23 protein-coding genes are annotated in these 25141 nt (G+C 35.9%); 15 read left to right on the forward strand and 8 right to left on the reverse strand.

Translation table 11 applies throughout. The annotated features are described in order from the left end of the window. Window positions 1–21 precede the first annotated feature (21 nt). From MTP09_RS05805 to MTP09_RS05815, 3 genes are all read right to left on the reverse strand, one after another. Entirely contained in the window at window positions 22–768 is a 747-nt protein-coding gene (locus MTP09_RS05805; protein ID WP_243551118.1) for a DUF3667 domain-containing protein, read from the reverse strand. Beyond that, entirely contained in the window at window positions 768–1025 is a 258-nt protein-coding gene (locus MTP09_RS05810) for an FUSC family protein (RefSeq protein ID WP_243551120.1), read from the reverse strand. The genes MTP09_RS05805 and MTP09_RS05810 overlap by 1 nt, the downstream gene beginning before the upstream one ends. Window positions 1026–1410: 385 nt before the next feature. After that, window positions 1411–1698, reverse strand: a complete 288-nt coding sequence (locus MTP09_RS05815; RefSeq protein ID WP_243551122.1) for a hypothetical protein — start codon at window positions 1696–1698, stop codon at window positions 1411–1413. Window positions 1699–2362: 664 nt separating this feature from the next. Between MTP09_RS05815 and MTP09_RS05820 the strand changes: the two genes are divergently transcribed. The 14 genes from MTP09_RS05820 to MTP09_RS05885 all read left to right on the forward strand — a co-directional run bounded on the left by MTP09_RS05820 (window position 2363) and on the right by MTP09_RS05885 (window position 18137). Then, on the forward strand, window positions 2363–3580 hold the full coding sequence (locus MTP09_RS05820; RefSeq protein ID WP_224135652.1) for a site-specific integrase: 1218 nt from the start codon (window positions 2363–2365) through the stop codon (window positions 3578–3580). Between the two features lie 60 nt (window positions 3581–3640). After that, window positions 3641–4987 carry a sigma-54-dependent transcriptional regulator gene (locus tag MTP09_RS05825; RefSeq protein ID WP_243551124.1) on the forward strand — a complete coding sequence of 449 codons (1347 nt, stop codon included), beginning with the start codon at window positions 3641–3643 and terminating at the stop codon, window positions 4985–4987. Between the two features lie 161 nt (window positions 4988–5148). Further along, entirely contained in the window at window positions 5149–5445 is a 297-nt protein-coding gene (locus MTP09_RS05830; protein ID WP_243551126.1) for a DUF7674 family protein, read from the forward strand. A 91-nt stretch (window positions 5446–5536) separates the two neighbouring features. After that, the gene (locus tag MTP09_RS05835) at window positions 5537–5923 is read left to right on the forward strand and encodes a DUF7674 family protein (protein WP_243551128.1); all 387 of its coding nucleotides are present in this window, start codon (window positions 5537–5539) and stop codon (window positions 5921–5923) included. Next, window positions 5920–5997: a potassium-transporting ATPase subunit F gene (locus MTP09_RS05840; RefSeq protein ID WP_083811774.1), complete on the forward strand. Its 78-nt coding sequence runs from the start codon at window positions 5920–5922 to the stop codon at window positions 5995–5997. The genes MTP09_RS05835 and MTP09_RS05840 overlap by 4 nt, the downstream gene beginning before the upstream one ends. 260 nt (window positions 5998–6257) lie before the next feature. Further along, complete coding sequence (gene kdpA, locus MTP09_RS05845) at window positions 6258–7946, forward strand: potassium-transporting ATPase subunit KdpA (protein WP_243551130.1); 1689 nt, start codon at window positions 6258–6260, stop codon at window positions 7944–7946. Between the two features lie 20 nt (window positions 7947–7966). Next, entirely contained in the window at window positions 7967–9979 is a 2013-nt protein-coding gene (gene kdpB, locus MTP09_RS05850; RefSeq protein WP_243551132.1) for a potassium-transporting ATPase subunit KdpB, read from the forward strand. 13 nt (window positions 9980–9992) lie between these two features. Further along, a complete protein-coding gene (locus tag MTP09_RS05855) occupies window positions 9993–10553 on the forward strand; it encodes a K(+)-transporting ATPase subunit C (protein WP_224135650.1) in 561 nt (186 codons plus the stop codon). A 5-nt stretch (window positions 10554–10558) separates the two neighbouring features. Continuing rightward, window positions 10559–11635 carry a porin gene (locus tag MTP09_RS05860; RefSeq protein ID WP_224135649.1) on the forward strand — a complete coding sequence of 359 codons (1077 nt, stop codon included), beginning with the start codon at window positions 10559–10561 and terminating at the stop codon, window positions 11633–11635. Then, the gene (locus tag MTP09_RS05865; RefSeq protein ID WP_224135648.1) at window positions 11635–12759 is read left to right on the forward strand and encodes a sensor protein KdpD; all 1125 of its coding nucleotides are present in this window, start codon (window positions 11635–11637) and stop codon (window positions 12757–12759) included. Before MTP09_RS05860 ends, MTP09_RS05865 begins: the two co-directional genes overlap by 1 nt. Window positions 12760–12772: 13 nt before the next feature. Continuing rightward, window positions 12773–14533 (forward strand): sensor histidine kinase, encoded by a 1761-nt coding sequence (locus MTP09_RS05870; protein WP_243551134.1) that lies wholly within the window; start codon window positions 12773–12775, stop codon window positions 14531–14533. A gap of 110 nt (window positions 14534–14643) precedes the next feature. After that, the gene (locus MTP09_RS05875; protein ID WP_243551136.1) at window positions 14644–15552 is read left to right on the forward strand and encodes a hypothetical protein; all 909 of its coding nucleotides are present in this window, start codon (window positions 14644–14646) and stop codon (window positions 15550–15552) included. A gap of 89 nt (window positions 15553–15641) precedes the next feature. Continuing rightward, the gene (locus MTP09_RS05880) at window positions 15642–15923 is read left to right on the forward strand and encodes a helix-turn-helix domain-containing protein (protein WP_163490656.1); all 282 of its coding nucleotides are present in this window, start codon (window positions 15642–15644) and stop codon (window positions 15921–15923) included. A gap of 39 nt (window positions 15924–15962) precedes the next feature. Then, window positions 15963–18137 carry a VapE domain-containing protein gene (locus tag MTP09_RS05885; protein WP_243551138.1) on the forward strand — a complete coding sequence of 725 codons (2175 nt, stop codon included), beginning with the start codon at window positions 15963–15965 and terminating at the stop codon, window positions 18135–18137. A 641-nt stretch (window positions 18138–18778) separates the two neighbouring features. Here the strand turns inward: MTP09_RS05885 and MTP09_RS05890 are convergent. The 5 genes from MTP09_RS05890 to MTP09_RS05910 all read right to left on the reverse strand — a co-directional run bounded on the left by MTP09_RS05890 (window position 18779) and on the right by MTP09_RS05910 (window position 23322). Beyond that, entirely contained in the window at window positions 18779–18994 is a 216-nt protein-coding gene (locus MTP09_RS05890; RefSeq protein ID WP_224135644.1) for a hypothetical protein, read from the reverse strand. After that, a complete protein-coding gene (locus MTP09_RS05895; RefSeq protein WP_224135643.1) occupies window positions 18978–19304 on the reverse strand; it encodes a YegP family protein in 327 nt (108 codons plus the stop codon). The genes MTP09_RS05890 and MTP09_RS05895 overlap by 17 nt, the downstream gene beginning before the upstream one ends. A gap of 23 nt (window positions 19305–19327) precedes the next feature. Continuing rightward, complete coding sequence (locus tag MTP09_RS05900) at window positions 19328–19588, reverse strand: hypothetical protein (protein WP_224135642.1); 261 nt, start codon at window positions 19586–19588, stop codon at window positions 19328–19330. A gap of 272 nt (window positions 19589–19860) precedes the next feature. Next, on the reverse strand, window positions 19861–22224 hold the full coding sequence (locus MTP09_RS05905; protein ID WP_224135641.1) for a S8 family peptidase: 2364 nt from the start codon (window positions 22222–22224) through the stop codon (window positions 19861–19863). A gap of 3 nt (window positions 22225–22227) precedes the next feature. After that, window positions 22228–23322 carry an AAA family ATPase gene (locus MTP09_RS05910; RefSeq protein ID WP_224135640.1) on the reverse strand — a complete coding sequence of 365 codons (1095 nt, stop codon included), beginning with the start codon at window positions 23320–23322 and terminating at the stop codon, window positions 22228–22230. Window positions 23323–24637: 1315 nt separating this feature from the next. Between MTP09_RS05910 and MTP09_RS05915 the strand changes: the two genes are divergently transcribed. Continuing rightward, window positions 24638–25060, forward strand: a complete 423-nt coding sequence (locus tag MTP09_RS05915) for a DUF6943 family protein (RefSeq protein ID WP_243551140.1) — start codon at window positions 24638–24640, stop codon at window positions 25058–25060. The last annotated feature ends 81 nt before the right edge of the window (window positions 25061–25141 follow it).

A 25141-nucleotide genomic window follows, 5' to 3' on the forward strand; every position in this document is an offset into this window, starting at 1 on the left:
CTGCTGTTATTTTTCTAGTTTTTATTTTCCATCTCTTATAATTTGAAATATTATTCCGACAAGCATAGACAAAAACATATATGAAATTACAACTCCTAAACTTCTAATAACTAAAGTTTTTTTTGAGTATCCGTAATCTGAAAAGAATTGCCTATAATACCAAAATGCATAAATTATTGTCAAAAGACTAATCAAACTATATATTATCATTAGGACTTTAATGTTTGCATAGAATATTGTAAGTATGACAAATAATAATGTGATTAAAGATTCCGCAACAGTTTTATACGAATTTAAGACAAAGTGTTCGGTTAAATTAAGTTTTGATTTTCTAAACCAAAGAAAACTGCAAATCGCATAGAATGGAATTGTTAAAAGCAAAGTGGTTTTTGGATATTCCTTTGTAAATACTTCAAGTGCATTCATTGCATTTTTTCCACTTTCAGGCATCAAGTCAGCAAGTTTTATTTGAGTATATTCTCCTAAAAAATGGGTAATACCTAGTGTAATTAACAATAATGTTACAAAACTAAAATATCCTACTCTTTTACCTTGGATAAATTCTCTGATACTATGTCCTGGTCTTGTAAATAACTCCTTAATAGTGAAAAGAATTCCTCTATCAACATGCCAAAATCCATGAATTAAATCGTGTTCTATAAAGTGTTTGAACGAATATCTGTGAACACTTGCTTTTTGTCCACAATTTGAACAAAAATTTTCGGAAATTATGCGTCCACAATTTAGACAGTTATTAGTTTTCTCCATTAAAATTTTAAATTTCTTTCTTTTAGTAGTTCTTCAACTTCTTTAAATTTTTTATTTTTTGGGTCTTTTACCATTTTGTAAATAAAAAATAAAGGAATAAGCATTACAAATCCGAAAGAACCTCTGTAAATGCTAAAAAAAACTATTCCAAATAAAACTCCAATAAAAAGTGCGTTTGTAATTGAAAACGATTTTAATTTTTTTACTTCTTCTAATAATTCTTGGCTCGTGAGTTGTGAAACCTCTTTATTTCTCATCTAAATTATTGTTTTTTCATTTTGTTAGACAGTTTGGCTATAATTCTGACTAACATTAAATTTAAATACTGATAATCAAATAGTTACATGTTCTCATTGTTTAACCATTTGATATCCAAAAATAGTGAAAATTTCTTCGTTAGCGGCTAAAAACAACTCCGTTTTCGAGTAGGGGAATAGCAGATAACGGAAAAAGTATTTGCGAAGGGCGGGCTAAATAGAACAAAAAGTTCAATTTCGACCGAACGAAGCAAATTGCTTTTTCAGATTGTTAAATTACAAAAAAATACAATATGAAAAGCAAGTTGCGACTAAATGCAACTAATAGTTCTATTATATATTCAACCCCGCCTTTTGCAAATACTATGTTATCTGCCGTTTTTTTCTATTTTTCAAAGTATTCAGAAATATTTTTTCTGAAAGTAATTAGAGTAATTCCAAGAATTAAATTCAATAAAGAAACGGATAAATTTAAATAATTATTTGGATTCCTAGGAAACATTGGATTGTTACTCATTTTAAATTCTTGATACAATAATGAAATTAAAGTTGTTATATTTTCTATAATTAAAAATCCGCCTATTATAAAAAGTCCGATTGTGAGAATATTTTTTGCGTCAAAGTTGTTTATCCCGATTTTGTCATTCTCAAAGCCTTTGTCAAGTCTAAACAAGTTTATTATTTTATCTGGAAATCTAATCAGAAAGTAAAGGATTGCGATGGAAAGCAGGACAGTAATGAAAATATAAATTAAAGTCCCAATTTTTCCACTGAATTCAGAATCAAATCCTAAAAAAGAAATTTGAGAAGGAATTACGCTAAAAATTACTTCAATAAAGAAATATAGTCCAATTATTTTTATTAAAATTCTAAAAAAAATCTCTATTTAACATACTGTTGGTTTAAAATGGCAGATAACGGAAAAAGTATTGGCGAAGTGCGGGAAAAGAAGCTGAAAATGAACAACTTAAACTGCAATAAGCAAAAACTTTTTTCTTTTTGCTAAATTACAAAATTGGGCGAAATAAAAAAGTTTTTTGCGACAAAATATTACGAAAATTTCAACGGAAACTTTCTCCCGCATTTTGCCAATACTATGTTATTAAAAGTATTAAATCGTATGTAGCTTTTTGCATTTAAATACATAATTATCAATAAGTTATAAAATTATAAAGAGCGAAATAATGCAAAAAAACGCAACGAAATGTTAGGTTTGTTGTACCAAATGTTGTACCTTTGTATCAGGTTGCACCGCTTTGAAATAGCTGATTTATAAAGGGTTTCATCGTTTTGCACTCGATTGTTTTTTTAGTACAACAAATATAATACTTTTTCTTATGGCTTCGATAAAATTAGTGCTTCGGACAAACCAAGAAGACAAAACAGGTCATAGCCCTTTATACATAAGACTTATAAAAGATAGAAAAGCCAAATTTGTTGCCACAGGCGTAAAGCTGAAGCACAACGAATGGGACGATGACAAACAGAAGATAAAGAAGAACCACACCAATAGTGCGAGAATGAACGCCTTTCTTGCCCAGAAAATTGCCGATGCCGAAGGAACAGTTGCAGACCACGAACGCAAAAGAAAATCCGTATCAGCCCGAAAACTCAAAGAAGCAATAAAAGGTAAGGATATGGCAAACTTCTTTGAATATGCTTACAATCGTTGCGAGCGTATCAAAGGAACGGTATCAGTTGCCACCTATAAAAATTACAAACAGTATGTAGCCAAGTTTGAAAAATTCATTGGACACAGGGATATTTATTTCGATGATATTACTGTTACGATGCTGAAAGACTATATCAATTATATGTCTAACAATTTGAAAAATGGAGCAACTACGGTACACTATTCTTTATTGATTTTATCCGTAATGTTTCGTGATGCTCAAAGGGAAGATGTAATTGAAGAAAACATTTATCCGTTTTCAAAAGTTCGTGTAAAACGTGATAAAGGCAAACGATTATTTTTGAGCAAAGAACAAGTAGAAAAGTTACGCAATTTTAAAATCGAATACACAGGAAAAGACGAAGTCTTTAGAGATATGTTCATTTTTTCGGTGTATGCAGGTGGCTTACGTTTTAGTGATGTAGTGAGCTTGAAATGGGAAAACTATAATGAAAAAGAGCAACGCATTACAAAAACCATTCGCAAAACAGGAAGAACCCACAGTTTTAAAATCGGCCAGACGGCAATAGATATTCTGAACCAGTACAAAACAGCTATATCACAATCAAGTGATTTTGTTTTCCCGATATTGGAAGATGTAGAAAGATTTGATACCGATACCGATTATCAGGCACATATCATCAATGCAAAAAACATTCTATGCGGTCAGAAGTTAAGAAGAATAGGTAAGGATATGGAATTGCCTTTTTCGTTATCATTCCATTTAAGCCGTCATACATTCGCTACAAATGCTCTTAACAACGGTATGCGCATTGAATATGTTTCAAAGCTGTTAGACCATTCAGATATCGGCATTACGCAGATTTACGCCAAAGTGATTAGCGAGGAATTAGATAAAGCCGTGGATAAGTATATAAATTGAAGAAACCATAAGCATTACCCAATATTTTAATTACTAAATTTACCCTATAAATTTCATACCGTGAGCAAAGTTTTAATCATAGATGACGAAGAAAAAATAAGAACCCTGCTTTCCAAAATCATTACGTTGGAAGGGTTTGACGTGCTACAAGCAGGCGACATCAAAAGCGGTTTAAAAAAACTGGAAACAGCTGATGTTGATGCCGTGATATGCGATGTAAAACTACCAGACGGAAGCGGTGTTGAAGCCACTAAAAATATCAAAGAGAAATATCCCTCAGTAGAAATCATATTACTCACTGCCTACGGCAATATTGCAGATGGCGTTCAGGCAATGAAAAACGGAGCTTTTGATTACATTACCAAAGGCGATGACAATAACAAAATCATTCCCCTGCTCTATAAAGCAACCGAAAAAGTAACACTCTCCAAACGGGTAATGCAGTTAGAAAAGCTGTTAGGCAATAAATATTCCTTTGATAACATCATCGGAAAATCCAAAACGCTTGGTGCTTCCATTGATGCCGCCAAAAAAGTGGCAGATAGTGAAACAACCGTTTTGCTTACCGGAGAAACCGGAACGGGTAAGGAGGTTTTTGCACAAGCCATTCACAATGCGAGTAATAGGAACAAACAGAATTTTGTAGCCGTAAATTGTTCTGCGTTTAGCAAAGAATTGTTGGAAAATGAATTATTCGGGCATAAAGCAGGTGCGTTCACAGGTGCGGTAAAGGATAGTAAAGGAATTTTTGAGGAAGCAAACCACGGGACGGTTTTCTTAGATGAAATTGGTGAAATGCCTTTAGATTTACAGGCAAAGCTCTTACGGGTTTTAGAAACAGGAGAATTTCTAAAAGTAGGTGATAGTAAACCAACCAAGGTAAACGTCCGTATTATTGCTGCCACTAATAGAAATTTACAACAAGAAGTAGAGGAAGGACACTTCCGTGAAGATTTGTTTTACCGAATTGCCGTCTTTCAGATTTCACTACCCCCACTCAGAGAACGGGTTATTGATATAGAAGAACTGGCGATATTCTTTCTTCGCACATTTACAAATAAGACGAACAAAAAAATCAATACCATTTCAAAAAACTATCTCGAAGCACTGAAACAACATACGTGGAAAGGCAATATCAGAGAACTCAAAAACGTAATTGAGCGTAGCGTAATACTTACAGGTAATACAGAATTAGAAGAAGATAGTCTGCCATTGGAACTACAACGTCTTGGCACTTTAGATAACCGTGAAAAAACACTATCTGCCTTTGAACTTGCAAGCGTAGAAAAAGTTCATATTCAAAAAGTGTTGAACTATACCAATGGCAATAAAACAGAAACAGCAAAACTGCTCAATATTGCCTTAACTACTCTATACCGGAAGATTGACGAGTACCATATAAAATAACCCTTTCAAAACGATAGTATTTACCCTTTCAAAACGAAAGGGTTTTTTATTTTCCCTATATTGATTTTATATGTTAAATAATTCAAAATCAATATATTAAAATATTTTTGGTTCTGGTGGAATAGAAATTGGCATAAGAAGAATATAAATAAAATATTCTTATGACAACGGAACACGAACAAAAAAGCGAATTTCAAAAAATTCAACAATTAGAGGTTGAAGCCCTCGATGCCATCTTTAAGGGGCAAAAGAAAAAAGTTGTAAACCTGTTTGGTAAAGCCGAACAATTATTTCAGAAAGGGAGCAACTATACGCGCACAATCATTTCCAACACATTTATTCTTCCCTTAACCCAACTGCTCGAAATGAATTACAGTTGGGGTAAAGAATATCTCATCTTGTTTCCCGGACAGCTCAAACAAGAGTATTGCAGGCAAATCTATTCATCAGGAATTTAATAACTATACAAACAATGGTAATACTATTAATAATCGTAGGTGTAGCACTTTTCGCATTCTTTTTTTTACTAATCAGATTATTTGAAAAGATATGAAATCTAAACAGAAAATCAATGAAGACCGGGCGGCTGTTTATTTAGCTGAACATCATAAAGAAATCAGCAATGAAATTAGGGAACTGTATGCTCATAAAAACTTCGCTGGTATTCTTCAGGCAGTTGTAAATCTGATTAAATGCTTACTCGAAAAGGGAGAATTTACAAAAATTACAAAACACATAAAATACATTGGGTGGATATATCAGAGAGGAAATGACTACATCAGGTATATTATTGAAAATCTATTTGTACGCTCATTTGAAGGCATACGAAAACGTTGTTCTACAAACCAGTGGCAGCAACTATATACTGAAATTCCAAAATCTTTTCAGATGGTATATATAAAACAAAACAACATCATTCAAACAATAAAAATATGATAGCATTATTCATCATCGCCATTGCAGTATTTTTCTATATGTGCTACGTGCTGATTAAACCAGAAAAATTTTAAAAACAGCATCCATTAAAAAAACCGGGAAATGAGGAAAAAAATAAAAGAAGTGTTTACAATCATCTTCTGGATACTTGTGCTCATATCTTTTATATACCTCCTATATATAAAATTAAACATCCTTTTCTAATGAAAAACAATATGAAAAGCTTTAGAAGTGATGTCCGAGAAATATGCAGAGTTATCATTGTATTTCTTGTTGTTTTCGGATTTGTGATGCTTTTCGGATGGCTTATTAAACTAATATTTAATTAAAAGATATGAACACAGAAATTTTAGGAATTATAGCAATGTTCGGGGTAACGCTGTTGCTGGCAATACCCCTTGGTAAATACATCGCGAAAGTATATGCAGGTGAAAGAACTTTTCTTGACCCTGTATTTAATCCCATAGAGCGATTGTTCTATAAAGTATCAGGCATAAATCCTGATAATGAAATGAACTGGAAACAGCATTTGGTAGCCTTGCTGACCATTAACCTGCTCTGGTTTCTGATGAGTATGGGAATACTGATGAATATGGGAAGTTTACCGCTCAATCCCGATGGTAATCCAAGCCAGTCCGCAGATTTGGCGTTTAACACCACCATTTCATTTTTAGTAAACTGTAACCTGCAACACTATTCAGGCGAAACAGGTATCAGTTATTTAGGACAAATATGGTTAATGTTTCTCCAGTTTGTAACTGCGGGTGTAGGTATGGCAGCAGCGGTTGTGGTGTTCAAAGCATTCCGGGAGAAATCAACTACTCAATTAGGCAACTTTTACAATTATTTTTTAAAATCCTGTACCCGTATTCTATTGCCCATATCATTGGTATTAGCTGCCATTTTTGTTTTTGAAGGTATGCCAATGACATTTGATGGGAAAGATACCATTACCAACCTACAAGGCGATACCGTACAGGTGAGCCGTGGTCCGGTTGCAGCTTTCGTGCCTATCAAACACGTTGGTACAAATGGAGGTGGCTTTTTCGGTGCTAACGGTGCTCACCCATTAGAAAACCCTTCATACCTGACCAATATGGTTGAAATGTTTGGTCAGTTTATCATTCCTATGGCAATGGTATTTGCTTTCGGTTTTTTCATCCGTAGGAGAAAGTTTGCCTGGATGATGTATGGGGTAATGACCGTAGGATTTCTTTTGCTGGCAATTCCAAATATCAATATGGAAATGAACGGAAACCCTGCCATAACACAGATGGGAATTGACAACTCGTTGGGTGCAATGGAGGGGAAAGAAATCCGCTTGGGCGCAGCAGCGTCCGGCTTCTGGAGCATAGTAACTACCGTTATTTCTACAGGCAGTATCAATTCGATGCACGATAGTTCAATGCCATTGTCCGGTATGAACGAATTGTTGGCAATGATGATTAATGCCTTTTATGGAGGTGCGGGAGCAGGCATACTCAATTTTCTAATCTTTATCATTTTGGCGGTATTCATCAGCGGATTGATGGTGGGTAGGACACCCGAATTTATGGGTAAGAAAATTGAAGCCAGAGAAATGAAAATAGCAATGATAATCGCTTTGGCACACCCTTTCCTTATTTTGGTCGGAACTGCTTTGGCAGCCGCATTACCACAATATACATCGGCAACATTAGCCAATCCTGGCTTCCACGGTTTTAGTGAAATGCTCTACGAATATACTTCATCGGCAGCCAACAACGGGAGTGGTTTTGAAGGCTTGGGAGATAATACCGTATTCTGGAACATATCAACAGGGATTGTATTACTATTAGGCAGATTTCTTCCGATAATCGGTCCCGTTGCCATAGCAGGTTTACTGGCGGAAAAGAAATTCATTCCTGAAAGTGCAGGTACACTCAAAACCGACACATCTACATTTGGCTTAATGGTGTTTGCGGTTATTGCCATCATTGCAGCATTGGCATTCTTCCCTGCATTAGCGTTAGGTCCGATTGCAGAATACTTTTCACTTTATTAATCTTTATCAATTCAACAGAAATGAATAATAACAAAAATAAATTATTTGAACCTGCATTAATGAATGAAGCCTTGAAGCAATCATTCATCAAATTGCACCCTGCAAAAATGTTCCGAAATCCGGTAATGTTTATGGTGTGGATAGGTACACTCGTGATGGCAGCTGTATGTGTATGGATAGCATTTGGCGAGCAGAGCCAGGGTAGTTTTGCCTATAACCTAATCGTTACAGTTATACTATTCGCAACGCTATTGTTTGCCAATTTTGCCGAAGCCATTGCCGAGGCTCGGGGAAAAGCACAAGCCGACAGTTTACGTAAAACAAGAGAAGAAACACCTGCCCGGTTAGAAAATGGAGAAACTATTTCTTCCTCACAACTTAAAAAAGGCGACGTATTTATCTGTGAAGCAGGCGATATCATCCCCTCCGACGGCGAAATTATTGAAGGCTTGGCAACCATAGATGAAAGTGCCATCACAGGCGAAAGTGCACCCGTAATCCGGGAAGCAGGAGGCGATAAAAGTAGTGTTACCGGCGGTACAAAAGTACTGTCAGATAAAATTAAAGTTTGCGTAACCACCGAAGCTGGCGAAAGTTTTTTAGATAAAATGATTGCTTTAGTAGAAGGTGCAAGCCGTCAAAAAACACCTAACGAAATTGCGTTGACTATACTGCTCTCAGGCTTTACACTTGTTTTTATTATCGTAGTCGTTACATTGAAGCCCTTTGCAGATTATGCGCAAACCCCCATTACCATAGCTGCATTTATATCACTTTTTGTTTGCTTAATTCCTACCACCATTGGCGGATTACTATCAGCTATCGGTATTGCGGGAATGGACAGGGCTTTGCGGGCTAATGTAATCACTAAAAGTGGTAAAGCGGTTGAAACCGCAGGAGACGTAGATGTATTACTACTCGACAAAACCGGAACCATTACCATTGGTAACAGAAAAGCAACAAAATTCTACCCCGTAAACGGTGTGGATGAAAAGCATTTTCTGAAATCGGTCGTGTTAAGTTCTATGGCAGATGAAACCCCCGAAGGTAAATCTATCATAGAATTGGCAGGTGTTAATCCACTAAGTTATCAGATACAAAATCCACGTTTCATAAAATTTACGGCAGAAACAAGAAGTTCCGGAATTGATTACGATACTATAAAAATCAGAAAAGGAGCATCAGATGCTATCAAAAATCTGGTTGAAAAAGCAGGAAACCACTTTCCATCCGAAACAGAAGAACAGGTAAAATCCATTTCAAGCAATGGCGGAACACCACTCGTTGTTGCCGAAAATGAAAAAGTATTGGGCGTAATTGAATTGCAGGACATCATCAAGCCAGGCATACAGGAACGCTTTGAACGCTTACGCAAAATGGGGATTAAAACCGTAATGGTTACAGGCGATAATCCGCTAACGGCAAAATACATTGCTGAAAAAGCAGGTGTAGATGACTTTATTGCCGAAGCAAAACCCGAAGATAAAATGAACTATATCCGCAACGAGCAATCACAGGGCAGACTGGTAGCGATGATGGGCGATGGTACCAACGATGCGCCCGCCTTAGCACAGGCAGATGTAGGCGTAGCGATGAACAGCGGTACACAAGCAGCCAAAGAAGCAGGTAATATGGTGGATTTAGATAACGACCCGACCAAACTGATTGAGGTTGTTGAAATAGGCAAACAATTGTTAATGACAAGGGGAACATTAACCACATTCAGTATTGCCAATGACGTAGCGAAGTATTTTGCCATTGTTCCGGCACTGTTTATTGCTTCCATTCCTGCTTTACAGGGATTAAACATTATGAATTTGCACTCACCCGAAAGTGCCATTCTATCGGCAATTATATTCAATGCCATCGTCATCCCGATGTTAATACCATTAGCATTAAAAGGAGTAGCCTACAAACCTATCGGCGCCAGTGCCCTGCTTCGCAGAAATTTATTCATCTACGGTTTGGGCGGCATTATTGTTCCGTTTGTAGGCATAAAACTTATCGACCTGTTGGTTTCAGTATTTATTTAAAACATTAATCAAAATGAAAAAACATATTTTACCGGCTATCAAGCTAACAGTTTTAAGCATCCTATTACTCTGTATAGCCTATCCGCTTATCGTTTGGGGTATGGCACAGTTCGCTCCAAATAAGGGAAAGGGAAAAATTATCACACACAATGGTAAAACATACTATGCCAATGTTGGGCAGTCTTTTACGGAAGATAAATATTTCTGGTCACGTCCTTCTGCAGTGGATTATAATGCCGCAGGTTCCGGAGGCAGCAACAAAGCAGCTTCCAATAAGGAATATCTCCAACAGGTTCAGGCAAGGATAGATACATTTTTAGTGCACAATCCCGGTATTGCCAAGTCTGAAATCCCCGTGGATTTGGTAACGGCAAGTGGTAGCGGTCTTGACCCGAATATTTCCGTACAGGCGGCAAAAGTACAGGTAAAACGTATTGCTAAAATTCGTGGAATTGCCGAAGGAAATCTTCTGCAACTCATCCTTGCGAAAACAGAAAAACCTTTGTTCGGCCTCTTCGGACCTGAAAAAATAAATGTACTCGAATTAAATATAGCATTAGATAATTTAAAATAAATAAGATGAAGAACCTAATAACTGCATCGCTGATTTTGTTAAGCATAAATAGCTTTGCACAAACAGATACCACCAAGTCACCCTTTACTTTTAGTGGTTATTTAGAAACATACTATGCTTATGATTTTGGCAATCCTGACAATCATAATCGACCTGCATTTATGTATTCACACAATAGACACAATGAGTTTAACCTGAATTTAGGCTTTGTAAAGGCATCCTATAATACGGATAATGTGAGGGCAAATCTCGCTTTGGCTACAGGTACCTATATGAATGCAAACTACGCAGCAGAACCGAGCGTATTGAAAAATATATACGAGGCGAACGCAGGTATAAAAATTTCAAAGAATAAGGATTTATGGATTGACGCAGGCGTTTTTTCATCTCATATTGGTTTTGAAAGTGCCGTAGGTATAGACAACTGGACATTGACCAGAGGGATATATGCAGAAAATTCGCCCTATTTTGAGACAGGCGCAAAAATTTCATATACAACCGATAACGGCAAATGGTTTGTAAGCGGATTGTTACTAAACGGATGGCAGCGCATTCAACGTATAGATGGTAATAACACCCCTGCATTCGGTCATCAGCTAACCTACAAACCCAATTCAAAAATCACCCTCAACAGCAGCTCCTTTATTGGAAATGATAAAGTCGATAGCACAAGGCAAATGCGGTATTTTCACAACCTTTACGGCATCTTTCAAATCACAGAAAAATTTGCTTTAACAGCAGGGTTTGATATTGGAGCAGAGCAGAAAAACAAAGGAAGCAACCATTATAATACATGGTACGCACCGGTTGTGATTGTAAAATATAGCCCCGCCGAAAAACATAATTTGGCAATAAGAGCAGAGTATTATAACGACGAAAACGGTGCAATAATTGGTATAGGTACACCAAACGGATTTAAAACCTGGGGATATTCCATAAATTACGATTACCTGATACGTAAAAATATACGATGGCGTATAGAAGGACGAGGACTTACCAGCAAGGACAAGATTTTTATAGGAAATGAAAAGCTGGGCAATAACAATTTTTTCATCACAACATCATTAGCCATTGCTTTTTAATGACAGAAAAAGACCAAACAGTACAACAATTTCTTGACCTGATAAAAAAGTCAAGGAGAGGGAAATTTAAAGTCTACATCGGTATGAGTGCCGGTGTAGGCAAAACCTTTCGTATGCTACAGGAAGCACATTCGCTCTTGCGAAATGGTATCGACATAAAGGTGGGCTACATTGAAACGCACAATAGAAAAGAAACACACGATTTGTTAGAGGGGCTACCTGTTATCCCACGCAGAAAGCTGTTTTATAAGGGCAAGGAATTAGAAGAATTAGATGTTCAGGCAGTTATCAATTTACGCCCCGAAGTAGTAATAGTAGATGAACTGGCACATAGCAATATCGAAGGCAGCAAAAATGAAAAACGCTGGCAGGATGTATTAGACATTTTAGATGCAGGTATAAACGTCATCAGTGCCGTAAATATACAACATATAGAAAGTCTTAATGAAGAAGTGAGAGCCATCACAGGAATTGAGGTAAAAGAACGTATTCCCGATAGTGTGATAGCCGAAGCAGACGAAGTAGTAAATATTGACTTAACAGCAGATGAATTAATTACACGTCTTAAGGAGGGGAAGATATATGAACCCGCAAAGATAGAAACGGCACTCAATAATTTTTTCAAAAGTGAACATATACTTCAGCTAAGAGAGTTAGCACTAAAAGAAGTGGCCTCTCAGGTAGAACGTAAAGTTGAAAGCGAAGTTACCTTGACCAGTACAGCTAAACGGGAAAAGTTTTTAGCCTGTATCAGCTCAAACGAAAAAACAGCTAAAAACGTAATACGAAAAACAGCGAGGCTTGCCAATTATTACAACAGCAAATGGTCTGTACTTTATGTACAAACACTCCGTGAAAGCCCTGATAAAATAGCCCTTGACAAACAAAGACATCTTATAAATAACTTTAAATTAGCAACAGAATTGGGTGCGGAAATCATTAAAATTGAAAATGATAATGTTTCCAGAGCCATAATAGAACAATGTGAACAACGGAAGATAACAACCATTTGCATAGGGAAACCACATCTAAGCCTGTTGCATATTATTTTGGCAGGTAATGTTTTTAATGGTCTTCTGAAAAAGTTGTCAGAAAATAATATTGACCTTGTGATATTAAGTTAAAAGAATTGAAGCGATGAAAATAAAAACGAAGCTAACATTAGGTGTCGGACTCCTGTTTGCAATGATAGCATTTCTTACTGTATTAAGTGCAACCCACATAAATAAGCTATCTAATGATGCTAAGAATATACTGGCAGATAATTACAATACTGTAGATTATTGTCGCCAGATGCTCAATGCACTGAACAGTGATATTCATAATCCTGAACAACAAAAGAAATTCAGGCAAAGCCTGGAAAAACAAACGAGGACTATCACAGAAGTTGGAGAACAGGAAATTACGGACAAGATTAAACAGGATTTTGCACTCATAGTTAATTCTCCTGATGATAGTTCTTTGCTACGAACGATACAGAAGGACATTACCGATGTAATGCTGCTGAATATGCAGGCAATACAGCGAAAAAATGAGGTAGCAGAAGAAACGGCTGATAGTGCAATTTTGTGGATTGCCATAACAGGGACATTCTGTTTCCTAATAGCGTTCACACTTCTGATAAATCTGCCCTCAAATATTGCTAATCCTATCCGAGAATTAACGGAAAGTATAAAAGAGATAGCTGCAAAAAACTACTCCAGAAGAGTGCATTTTGAAGAACACAATGAATACGGGGAGTTAGCCAAATCATTCAACACAATGGCGAAAAAATTAGAAGAATACAGTAATAGTAGCATTGAAAGGCTGATGATGGCAAAAAAACGTATCGAAACCCTTATTAACAATATGAGCGAACCGGTTATCGGTTTGGATGAAAAACACACTATTTTATTTATGAATGACATCGCATTAAAAATAGCGGGCTTACAAAAAGAAAAAGTGATTGGCGCACCCATTCAACACATCGCAGAAGAAAACGACCTTATAAAAACTCTTATAAAAGATTTACCGGAGAAAGAGACACACGAAAAAAAGATAAAATCTTTTCCTATTAAAATCTATGCAGATAACAAAGAAAGTTATTTCGAGAAAGAAATTATTCCTATCCTGATAACACCCACGGGAGAGAAAGAAGAAAAACATATAGGCAACGTAATTCTCCTACAAAACATCACTCCATATAAAGAATTGGATTTTGCAAAAACAAACTTTATCGCCACTGTTTCACACGAACTAAAAACTCCTATATCATCTATACAGATGAGCTTGCAATTATTAGGAAATAAAAAAGTGGGTGAATTAAATGCGGAGCAAGAAAGTCTTTTACATAGCATCAATGATGATACAGGGCGATTATTGAAAATTACAGGAGAATTATTGAATATGACACAGGTGGAGAGCGGCACTATTCAAATAAGTGTTGTTCCGTCTGAAGCCAAAGAAATTGTAGAATATGCTGTAAATGCTACAAAGGCAGCAGCCGAACAAAAGCAAATCAGGTTTGAAATAAAAATAGCCGATAATTTGCCACAAGTGCTTGCTGATAATGAAAAAACCGCTTGGGTATTAACTAATTTGCTTTCCAATGCAATTCGTTATTCCTATGATAATTCAATTATTAGCATTGATGTTAATGCGACAGATAATAAGGTGCGCTTCTCGGTCACGGATACAGGTCAAGGTATTTCCCCACAATATATTGACAAAATATTTGACCGATATTTCCGCATACCCGGTACAAAGAAGGAAGGTACAGGATTAGGTCTAAGCATCAGCAAAGAGTTTATTCAGGCACAGGGCGGTGAAATTTCTGTAAAAAGTGATTTAGGAGCAGGGAGTACTTTTACTTTTTCATTAAACAGCCTGCAAAGCAATAATAATATCAGTTCCACATAGTAGATGCTGGACATTCAGTAAATGGACCGTGTTGAAAATGAAAAAATAATACGGAAATATTATTATGTCAATGATTGCGGAAGACGACCCAATCTTAAATTATCTACATTATGCCAATTAAACATCAAATAAAAAATACAGTTCAATTTCCCGAACATACGGCAGTTCCAAAAGAACAGTCCGAAAATACACTGCTCGACATTTTTCAGGAAGAAATTTCCGATAATTTAGCCTATTGTCAGCAACTAATGAATAAAATTTTCTTTCTTCCCTATTCCAAACTGCCCGATTTCTTTTCACACCATTGCGATTTTACAACCAACCCAATTAAATGGCTAAACAAATTTGAAAAGCTGATTTCAGAGAACGAAGAAATATTTGTCAGTACGACCAAGCGCGGACGAATGATAAAATGCTATACCATTATAGAAAGTAAGCGTAAAGAATTAGACATTTTAAGAAACAGGCACACGAAAGTAAAACCGCCAATGCAATACATCAATGCAGAATGTGAGGAGCGGTATTTCTCATTCAGAGAAGTAAAAAGTAAAGTAAATGCAATGGGTGATTATACAGACAAGATAATGTTCTTAACCAATGAAAAGTTCGATTACGAACAGGCAAGCATAGATTTTATAAATCCCAAACTACCTGATTATTCAGACCAATGCCAAAAAGAGATAGACCAGATACAACATTTAATCCGTTTAACCGATGAGTTTTCTAAACAGCAGATGCAGAAGAATACAAACGGCATTCCATTTAACAAGCTCAAAATAAACTGCAATATCAATCAATTGGTAGATATATTTTATCAATTACATAGAGAATTGTTTACAGGCGGCAAACCCATTATTGACGGCAATATAAATGATTTCGTTGCTGTTATTGTAAATTCATTTATAGATAAAGACGGCAGGGAATTAAGTCCCGAAACAGTAAAAACAATGCTTACACCGTCAAAGACCGATAAACGCCCCAAACCCCACAAAAGAATAGACATTGATAAAATGTTGTAAATAAATCTTGTCCCGAAAGACCAAGTACGGACATTATGACTTTTTTATGTTGCTGTCCTTTGCTTCCACAATCATAAATATTTATACAAATGGAAGCAATTATTTTATCAAAAGACCAATACACAGAGTTGGTAGCAAGGTTGGACGAAATTACCCAACGCCTTAATGCAAAGAACGAACCTAAAAAGGACACGTTTTTAGACAATCAGGAGTTTTTAATGCTGATGAAAATTTCCAAACGTACTGCCCAAACGTGGCGGGACGAGGGGCGTATTTCATTCTCACAAGTTGGCAACAAAATTTATTACAAGCTGTCAGACGTTGAAAAGCTGTTACAGGAACATTACAACAAAGCATTTGCTAAAAAGTAATGCAGGTAAGAGTTTCAGAACAATAAAAAACGTTTGACTATGGTAGCAAGTATTTTTAAAAACTTCAATGAAGTGGTAGAGAACCAAAAAATCATTGAGGTATTGAACGACATCAAAACAGGTAAGTATATCAATGTGATAACTTATTTAAGAAAGTCATTGGCAGAAAGCAAAATGGACGCATACGAAAGGGCAAAGAAATCTTTGCCCGCTTTCACGCCTTCGGCTTCCTTTAAAGGTGGCAGAAAATTAGAGTTTGTTACACAATATACCCAAATCGTAGTATTAGACATAGACAAGCTCACAAAAGAACAATTAACCAATGCTAAAGCATTGGCACAGGAAACGCCCTATACTTATTCGGCTTTTATCAGTCCATCGGGAAACGGTTTAAAAATCTTTGTTCGTGTAAATTCATCACAGGAAAACCACAAAGAAGCGTTTATAGCACTTCAAAAATTCTATGAAGAATTTTTATCGTTACCCATTGACAAATCGGGCAAAGACGTTACACGCCTTTGCTTTGTGTCTTACGACACCGATTTGTATTTGAATGAAAATGCAACCGTATATCCTGTAATTTCAACCGAAGATTTAAGCCCATACTTTAACCAAGAGCAGGGAGCAGAACCCGAACCGCCAACCATTGCAAGCAATGGTTTTTCTACCGAAAAATTTAGTAATGATTATTTGGCAACGTATGAACATTGCGTAAGATTTACCGAGAAGAAAGAAAGCTATGTAAATGGCAATAGAAACAACTTTGTGCATTTATTGGCTTGCAACCTTAATCGTAAAGGAGTGCCATTGCCTATGGCAATGGGCTATATTCTTTCTGATTATAATTATGATGCAAAGGAAGTAGCAACAACGGTAAACAGTGCCTATAACAACACCTACGAACATAACAAAAGCACCTTATCCATTTCGCCAAATGGCGAAATTTCCGAGCAATCCAAAAGCATAAAATCATCTGAAGATGATACAGACGAGGAAGAAGAAAAACCGAGTTTCATAGACCGATTGGAAACCTTTTTGAATTACCGTTATAGCTTTCGCTATAACGTAGTTTCGGGAAAGTTGGAGTACAAGGCTACCAAAGCTACGCTTTGGAAACCTGTAACGGATTTTGTAGAAAATTCCGTATTGAGAGAAATACTCAAAGCAAAAGTAAAATGTAACATCAACACATTACGCAATTTGTTACGTTCCGATTATTGCGAACAGTTCGACCCATTCAAAAATTATTTTGATAACCTGTCGAACAATGAAGATGAAACCGACTACATCACAGAGCTTGCCAATACTATTACAACGACAAAGCAGGATTTATGGCAGGTATGTTTTAAAAAATGGTTTGTCGCAATGGTGGCTTGTGTAACCAATGATAAAGCAATAAATCAGACCGTAATTGTATTTAGTGGCAAACAAGGCGTAGGAAAAACAACGTGGATAGAAAAGCTGATACCAAAGCCTTTAAAGGATTATATGTTTTCAGGTACAATAAACCCAAACAATAAAGACACCTTGATACATTTAGCGGAATGTATGCTTATCAATTTGGACGAACTCGAAAACTTAAACCGTACCGAAATCGGTACGTTAAAAGAGCTGATAACAAAAACGCATATCCGTATGCGTAAAGCATACGGACACAACAACGAAACCCTACCACGCAGGGCATCGTTTGCAGGTAGTGTAAACACTGCCCAATTCCTAAATGATACAACAGGTTCGAGGCGTTTCCTATGTTTTGAAGTGGAACACATCGAGTACACACATAACATTGACATCAACCAAGCGTATGCACAGGCAAGGCAACTCTATAAAGACGGTTTCCGTTATTGGTTCAATCAGGAAGAAATAAAAGAAATCAACCTGAACAACGAACAATACCAAATCCGAAGCCCCGAAGAAGAATTGCTTTTAACGTGGTTTGAATTAGCCGACAGAGATACAGCAAACAATTTTCTGAACACCACACAGATAGCCACCAAATTAGCAGAGCGGGCAAAGCTGAACATCACAGACGGTACAGTTATGAAGTTAGGCAAAGCATTGAAGAAACACGGTTATTTAAGGTTATCCAAAAAAAGCGGTTATGTGTATGCCGTAAAAGAATTGACTTGGGAAGAAGTGGACAATCAAAACAGGGAAAAAGAACCACCACCCGAACCGCCCAAACCACCAGAGCAAACAGGATTACCGTTCTGAATTTCTAAAAGGTGCAAAATGCACCTTTTTTCATTATATGGAGTGGATAAGTAAGATAACCTTTTTTGAACAAAAAGAATTTTCATTTTTTAGCTTCGCTAAAAAACAAGCCAAAACAATACAATATAAAGCAAACTAACCTTTACACTTCATTATTTTACTTCCGATAATCCCGATAAATCATTTTTTTTAATTCCTGCGGAATAAAAAAATATTCTTTTACTGAAATGTAGTTATCCTACTTATCTTCTTATTTTGCGTTGAATTGCATTACTATAATAATAGTATAGAATGAATAATTTTTGTTCATTCAAATACGCTTCGCTTTTTGATTTTAATTCGGTGCAGAATGCACCTCATTACATTAGTTTAGGGGGATAAGTAAGATAACCTTTTTCGGGCAAAAACATTTTTTATTTTTTATCTGCGATAAAAAACAAACCATAACAAAACTATTCGGTGCAAATGGAAACCTGCGGTTTACCATTTTGCCCTCATACAGCCCAATAAATCAGTTTTTATATTTCTGCGAAATACAAAAAAATCTTTTTGGCAAAAGTTACTTATCCTACTTACTTAAAAAGAAATAGGCTATTCTGAAATACAGAATAGCCTATTTTGTAAAAAAAATAAGATACATCTTATTTTTCTTTGCGAACACCTTTAAATGGTGTACCGTCTTTCTTGACATCCATAAAACGTCCAGTATCACTATCTCTTTTTACCCAAGTTTCAGTTTTTGGATTATATGTTTGACTTCTGTCTCTTACGGCACCATTTCTATGCCCGTCACCTTTAGGAGGATTAGTTGCCATTTCCTTTAAATTTAAAAGTTGATACTTAAGATAAATCTTCAATTACTGCGTTTGGAGCATATCGCTTTACGGCTTCTATACCATTGTCTCGATTGTAGGTTGATGAATACATTTCACTCGTTCCCAATACTTGGTAGTTATTAGAGTTCTGAGTAAAATAAGGTTCATTTCTTACCGATGTCAATCGTCTAAAGTTAGCATCAGCAACACTAACTTTACTGCTCGCAATACCGCCTTGGCAGTTTTGCTTTGTAGTATAAGTTTCACTTGTTAATAGGGTTTCTCCATTTGGAGCTTTTAAAACCCACCAATATTGTCCGTTGGACGTTTTACGAATAATGTACTTTGACATTTTTTTAAATTTTAATTAGTTAATCAATTGTAATTGTACCTTTTCCAAGGTATTCTAGATGGATGCACATTTGCTAAGAAGTTTACAATATCTGTTCTTCCTTGATACCTTGGAACACCACGGCTGTTTTGAGCCATCAAAATGATTGGCATTCTCGGAAAAATAGTTTGAAAACCGCTTCTTGCATTGTTACACTCTGAAGGGCTATTCAATACGTATTCTTTTACTACAACAATAGCAAATGATACACCTTGCTCTTTTATTACTGCTCCTTCGAACGTCATAAAATGTAATTTTAAATTATTAAAAACTTATCCTCTACATTCACGGAGTTAGGAATTTTACCCGGTGCGTACTTTTTATTGAAAAACTAATTAAAATCTATGTTTATTAAAATAAACAGTTACTTTTGCAAAACGAAACTTTTCAATATTGGAATGCCAAAGGGTTACCAACCCCGATAAGCTACACACTGCTTTCTACATTCCGGTTTAAATTATTGTCTTAAAAGCTGGAACTTTTAAGACATTTTTTTGTCTTTTTTTGTTGGTAATTTTTATCCATTTAATCTAATTCTTACTTCTTCTCTTATTTTTACGTTGCTATGAACGAAACTAAAATTGTTCAAGAGCTGCGTAACTTCATTGTAAATATTTCCTCTTTTTTTTGTGTCCTTAATTGTTATGACCAAACAAAATTCTTGGCTCGGAACGGTTTTTTGAATTTCACACTTACTTTCCGTAAAATGCCTGAAAAGTCCTTCAAGTTTCAAGTACCAATTCTTAGGTGCTTTTAAAAACTTATCTTTATTAGTTGGTGTGAAATCATCAAAATTTACACTCCATTTTTTTACAGGTTGGAATTTATCCCCATAAGATAGCAGCATTCTTTCACTTGCAAACGAAGTCTCAAAATCCTTCATAGCCTTTTTACTGTAAACGCTTGTTGCTAAAACATTTTGCCTTCCATCTGCTCCAATTGGGTTTTTAACCCTTGGTTGAGTTATATCTTTTTCAATTTTTTCATCATAGCTTCCTAAATAGACATCAATATTCGATTGGCAATATTCAGCTCCTTGTGATACTTCCAAAATAGGAGAGGTTACAAGTGTTACGGTAAGTTCTCCATAAAAATATCCTTCGTCATCTATCATACTTTGTGGAAATGGAAAATCAAGAATATCAATGAAAGAACCTTTCTCTATGTTGTCTTGGAGGATTAATGTAATTTCATTGGGTTGATTAAACAAAATATCGTTGATATTTGATGGCATTCCAAATCCTGCTGCATCAATTTTTTCTGCAATGGTCATTCTCATTTCTTCTGGATACTTTGCAGAATGTATTACAAGTGCTTTCAAAAGAAGAGGGTTAAACTCTTCACTTAACATTGAATGAACGCCTGCCGTTATAGCCGCAATACGAGGTGTAGAAAAACTGGTTCCCACTTGTTTTGCTAAACTTCCATCTGAAGAGAAAGATTTAACAGGGTTAATAACAAGTTTGTTGGTGTTATCTAAACCAGCATTTCCACCAAAATGAACAACATCAGGTTTTATCAAATTTGATGGTCCTGGGCCAATTCTTGAAAAAGGAGATGAATTGTTTTTCTCGGCGTAATCTGTAGCCAACTTGTCGTGAGCAATAGAACCAACTACAAGTCCTCTAACTGTATCGGCAGATTTGGCTATTCTGCTTTTTGGTGCATTAATTCTAAAATTATTACAATTGCCTGCAGATTTGCATATCAAAACATTGTTTTCTTCTTGAATTTCATCTAATGCCTTTGCAAAATCTGAAAATTCATATAAATCGGCTTCTCTGTCCGTCCCAAGAGATAAATTCCATATTTTTATTTCATTATGGTCAGTGATTGCTTCCCTAATGTTTTCAATTAATTCGTCCTCAAATATTTTTTGTTTACTCAAATCAGGCATTACTATGGCTTCAAACAATTTACACCCTTCAAAACCAGTGTAGTCTTTACCTTCCAAATTATCGCCGTATAACAAAACGCCAGCTACAAAAGTACCGTGTCCTTTATTAATATAATCTTCGTGATATTTGGTGAAACTTTTATTGTGCAGCCAAGGAATAAGGTGTGGAATGTTTGAAATCCCTGTATCAAGAACTCCTACAACTGGATAATTCGCACCTTCCTTTGGCTGTTTTATTTCAATAACATTTTCTTCTGTCAATTCATCTAAGGTCAGGCTATAAGTAGGCATTTCTGTAATTAGCTGAATGCCGTCAAAGTCACGCAATTCGTCAAAATCATCGGTAGTTACCTTGCTAATTCTGAAAATGTTTAATTCGTCTGAATATTCAGCTTTTTCAAATTCAATATTGTTGTCTCTACAGTACTTTTCGAAACTTCTGATAAGGATATTGTTCAAATCGGCATTGCCGTAATTGAATAGTTTTACTTTATATACTTGCTCTTCATCTTCTTCCTCAATGTCAATTTGAGGTTTAAATTCTTCTATGTTATTAATCGCTGAAATACCTATTTGATGAGTATAATTTGGAAGTTCAAAATTGACACTTGAGAATTTTTTTAAAATGCCTTTTAGGTCATTTTCGTTGTCGATTTTAATCAATACTTCATCTTCACCGCTCACACCAATTATATTCAGCTTACCAACATTGAAAAGATTACCAATTTCTTTTCTGTAGGTTTTAGCTAAAGCATCGCCATTTACCTTTAGTTTTACTACTGAAGGTATATAGTTGTTCTTTTTAACTTTTTCGGCTAATGAAGTGGAAACTTCTGCCAAGACTGTTTTAATATACTCTGATTTCTCTCTTAACTGTCCTTGAGAAGCCCATTTAGGGATTGTTTGACCTCCGCCAGCTTCTGTTCCCATTTCATCTTTCTGTCTTTTCTGAAAGAATTTAATTGGCAAATTTTTATTTTCCATAGTTTAGGCTTGTTTGTTTAAATAGTTTCTTATTTGTCTTAATGATACTTTCATACGTTCGGCAATAGTTGCTTGTGGTACTCCATTCTCATTTAGGAACTCAACAAGCTTTTCAATAGTAATATTTCCATTATTATTAAATTCGTATAGTTCAATAATAACATCTTCATAAGATAAGGTATCACTGTTATGAATAATTGTATGTGCTTTTGCATTGTTAATGACAGCTTTTATATCTGATGGTGTTTTCCCTTCAAAAAGTTTCACTAATCTGTCTTTCTTTTTTTCATCGTTTATGAAATCGGTTTTGAAATCATCAACAAAGTTTTTAATAAGCTCTTCAATTTCATTTTCTTGAGGAGCACCAATTTCGATAACAGTATTAAATCTTCTCCAAATTGCTTTATCTAAAATTTCTGGATGATTGGTTGCTGCAATAAGTATATTGTTTTTAGCAAAGACATCAATGTTTTGAAGCAAGCTATTAATAACCCTTTTTAATTCTCCTAACTCATATTGGTCATCCCTTGCTTTAGCAATTGCATCAAATTCATCAAGAAATAGGATGCAAGGTTTGTTTTCAGCAAACTCAAATATTTTTCTGATGTTCTTAGCTGTATTTCCCAAAAGTGAAGAAACGATTGCATCAAATCTTGCTATTACAAGAGGTAATCCGGTACTTTCAGAAATATATCTTGCAACGCTTGTTTTTCCAACTCCAGGCTTTCCAAATAGCAATAATGTATTAGACGTTTCTATACCACTTCTAATCAATTCGTTTTGATGTTTTACGAGATTAATAAAATCGCTAATCTTGTTCTCTACAAGTTGAGGTAGAACGATTAAATTCTTCTCTTTCGACGGAACTTCTACATCAACAATACTTAGACGACTTTCTTGGTCAACAGGGGTTGTAAGTAATTCATCCATAGTCACTGTTGTAGCGGGACCTTTATCTATAGTCTTAAGGATAAGCTTAGCCAACTTTTGGTTACCATCTCCATCTAGCTTTTCAGCAAGCGTTTTAGAATAATTTAAAACCTTTTTAGTGTCTTTATTCAGTCCGCCTTCAATTATCCTTAGTATTTCCGTGTACATAATATTTCGATTGTAAGTTACATTTTGTGATACAAAGATATTATATTCTGGAATTAAAAACAAATAAATCGTAAAATTAAATCTAAAAAACGTAATAATTTTACAAAACTCGAGATTTAAGTTTGTATGTGTGAGATATTATTTTTAAAAATCGAAATATTGAAGCAATAGCAAAAATGCTTTTGCTACCAAATCTATACAACCCACGCTCTGCCTACGCACAGAAAAAATACGGCTTTAGCCAGACCCAATCGCACAAAGCCAACGCTTGGTCTGTCTTCTATGGCATTGCCACCGTTTGCAACTGTCATACTTTTTGCGTTGTTTTTTGCCAACGCTCAACAGCACATTGCAATCCTCGTTCCTGCGGTTGCAAAGAGCTGTCCCAATGCGAAAAAAACAAAGCAAAAAGACACTTCACTCCAACCACCACCACCGTTTCGTTTATGCCAGTATGCAAATCGGTGGAAGCTATGTTTACATAATGTGGCATTATAGGTTCGCTTCGCACAGCCTTTTCCCTCGCTTATGCGAGCATCCAACCGCACAGGCTGTCCTATAATAACATTATGTAAAATATCCAATGCCATAGTCTTCACCCCGAAAAAATATCCCACCGCACAAATGCCAACGCTAATTTTTTTCGGGGTTCAGAAGCCGTATTTTTCCCCCAACCGCACCCACCCGATTTGCCACAGCACCCCACCACCCATTTCAACGGTGCAGTAAAAAAATAAAGCATTGATTGGTTGTATTGCCGATGTGCTGAATAAAGTGTTTAGTCATTTCACTTCATTACATTTCGGTAAGCTAAAGCAAAATTTACCTTCATTTATTCCGTTCCATTCCCTGAACACCTTATTTCAGCACCGCACAGCAAGCGTATTTCGTACCTCATACCCTTGCTTTTTTCCCACGCTTCAGATAATGGTATGCTTTATTTTTTACTGCGGAGTGTTTGCCCCATTGCCAACGCTCAAAGAAAGTTTAGGAATTTAATCAACGGTAGTAGGTACACGTTTTCCAAAAGAAAAAAGAATAAAAAGGAAAGCAAAGGTAGGCAGTTCCGCACAAGCCCACCGCACCAAAAAAAATCCAAAAGACTACGGCATAATGGCAAGGCAAATAAGGTGCTTCGCAAAGTAATTTTCATTGCCTTGCCACCCTTCGGGACTTATTCCGTTTCCTTTTGGATTTTTTGCCCCACTGCCTGATGAATGGCTTTCTTTTTTTTCTGTTTTTTTCTTTGTAAAAAAGTTTTGGTTTTCAGCCACAGCAACGAAAGGAACGGAGCTAATCTCAAAAGTGGTGCGATATGAAAGCCGTTAAAATCTTTACTTACAACCCGAAAAATCAAAAGTCGGAATTTGAATTTTACGCCTTATCCAAAGGCTTAAACAGTGGCAAGCCGTTAGATGTACCTTGCCCGAATTGCTTTGTTATTTCCTGCCGTAATGCGGAAGAATTGGACGTTTACCGTAGCTTATTATTTGGGTTATGGCAAACAAAATCTTTTCATCAGTTCCTTATTGGTTCTGTCATTCCTTACATTCGGATAGGCGATTTTAAAAACTTCGTTTCTGAACAGGTAAGCCATTTGAAAGGCAAAGAAAAAGTGTTTAAAAATGATGTTCGCAAAGTCAAAACATTAGAGCAGAGAGAAAGGCACATATACGAACAGTTGCTTTTGATTTCAGAACTCAAACGCATTTACATTGCAAGGCATTTAAAGCGGTAGCCCTGCGGGCTACGCTCTTTTGCCTTTACAGTTCCCACTGAATAACCGTTATAGGCACTTTGTCAGCAACATAAAGGCAAT

This window comes from Chryseobacterium suipulveris (genome assembly GCF_022811685.1).
GTDB lineage: Bacteria > Bacteroidota > Bacteroidia > Flavobacteriales > Weeksellaceae > Kaistella > Kaistella suipulveris.

Coding starts and splice junctions, on each gene's coding strand:
- MTP09_RS05805 (WP_243551118.1), bottom strand. CDS start 768: ATGGAGAAAACTAATAACTGTCTAAATTGTGGACGCATAATTTCCGAA.
- MTP09_RS05810 (WP_243551120.1), bottom strand. CDS start 1,025: ATGAGAAATAAAGAGGTTTCACAACTCACGAGCCAAGAATTATTAGAA.
- MTP09_RS05820 (WP_224135652.1), top strand. CDS start 2,363: ATGGCTTCGATAAAATTAGTGCTTCGGACAAACCAAGAAGACAAAACA.
- MTP09_RS05830 (WP_243551126.1), top strand. CDS start 5,149: ATGACAACGGAACACGAACAAAAAAGCGAATTTCAAAAAATTCAACAA.
- MTP09_RS05835 (WP_243551128.1), top strand. CDS start 5,537: ATGAAATCTAAACAGAAAATCAATGAAGACCGGGCGGCTGTTTATTTA.
- MTP09_RS05840 (WP_083811774.1), top strand. CDS start 5,920: ATGATAGCATTATTCATCATCGCCATTGCAGTATTTTTCTATATGTGC.
- kdpA (WP_243551130.1), top strand. CDS start 6,258: ATGAACACAGAAATTTTAGGAATTATAGCAATGTTCGGGGTAACGCTG.
- kdpB (WP_243551132.1), top strand. CDS start 7,967: ATGAATAATAACAAAAATAAATTATTTGAACCTGCATTAATGAATGAA.
- MTP09_RS05855 (WP_224135650.1), top strand. CDS start 9,993: ATGAAAAAACATATTTTACCGGCTATCAAGCTAACAGTTTTAAGCATC.
- MTP09_RS05860 (WP_224135649.1), top strand. CDS start 10,559: ATGAAGAACCTAATAACTGCATCGCTGATTTTGTTAAGCATAAATAGC.
- MTP09_RS05865 (WP_224135648.1), top strand. CDS start 11,635: ATGACAGAAAAAGACCAAACAGTACAACAATTTCTTGACCTGATAAAA.
- MTP09_RS05870 (WP_243551134.1), top strand. CDS start 12,773: ATGAAAATAAAAACGAAGCTAACATTAGGTGTCGGACTCCTGTTTGCA.
- MTP09_RS05875 (WP_243551136.1), top strand. CDS start 14,644: ATGCCAATTAAACATCAAATAAAAAATACAGTTCAATTTCCCGAACAT.
- MTP09_RS05880 (WP_163490656.1), top strand. CDS start 15,642: ATGGAAGCAATTATTTTATCAAAAGACCAATACACAGAGTTGGTAGCA.
- MTP09_RS05885 (WP_243551138.1), top strand. CDS start 15,963: ATGGTAGCAAGTATTTTTAAAAACTTCAATGAAGTGGTAGAGAACCAA.
- MTP09_RS05895 (WP_224135643.1), bottom strand. CDS start 19,304: ATGTCAAAGTACATTATTCGTAAAACGTCCAACGGACAATATTGGTGG.
- MTP09_RS05900 (WP_224135642.1), bottom strand. CDS start 19,588: ATGACGTTCGAAGGAGCAGTAATAAAAGAGCAAGGTGTATCATTTGCT.
- MTP09_RS05905 (WP_224135641.1), bottom strand. CDS start 22,224: ATGGAAAATAAAAATTTGCCAATTAAATTCTTTCAGAAAAGACAGAAA.
- MTP09_RS05910 (WP_224135640.1), bottom strand. CDS start 23,322: ATGTACACGGAAATACTAAGGATAATTGAAGGCGGACTGAATAAAGAC.
- MTP09_RS05915 (WP_243551140.1), top strand. CDS start 24,638: ATGAAAGCCGTTAAAATCTTTACTTACAACCCGAAAAATCAAAAGTCG.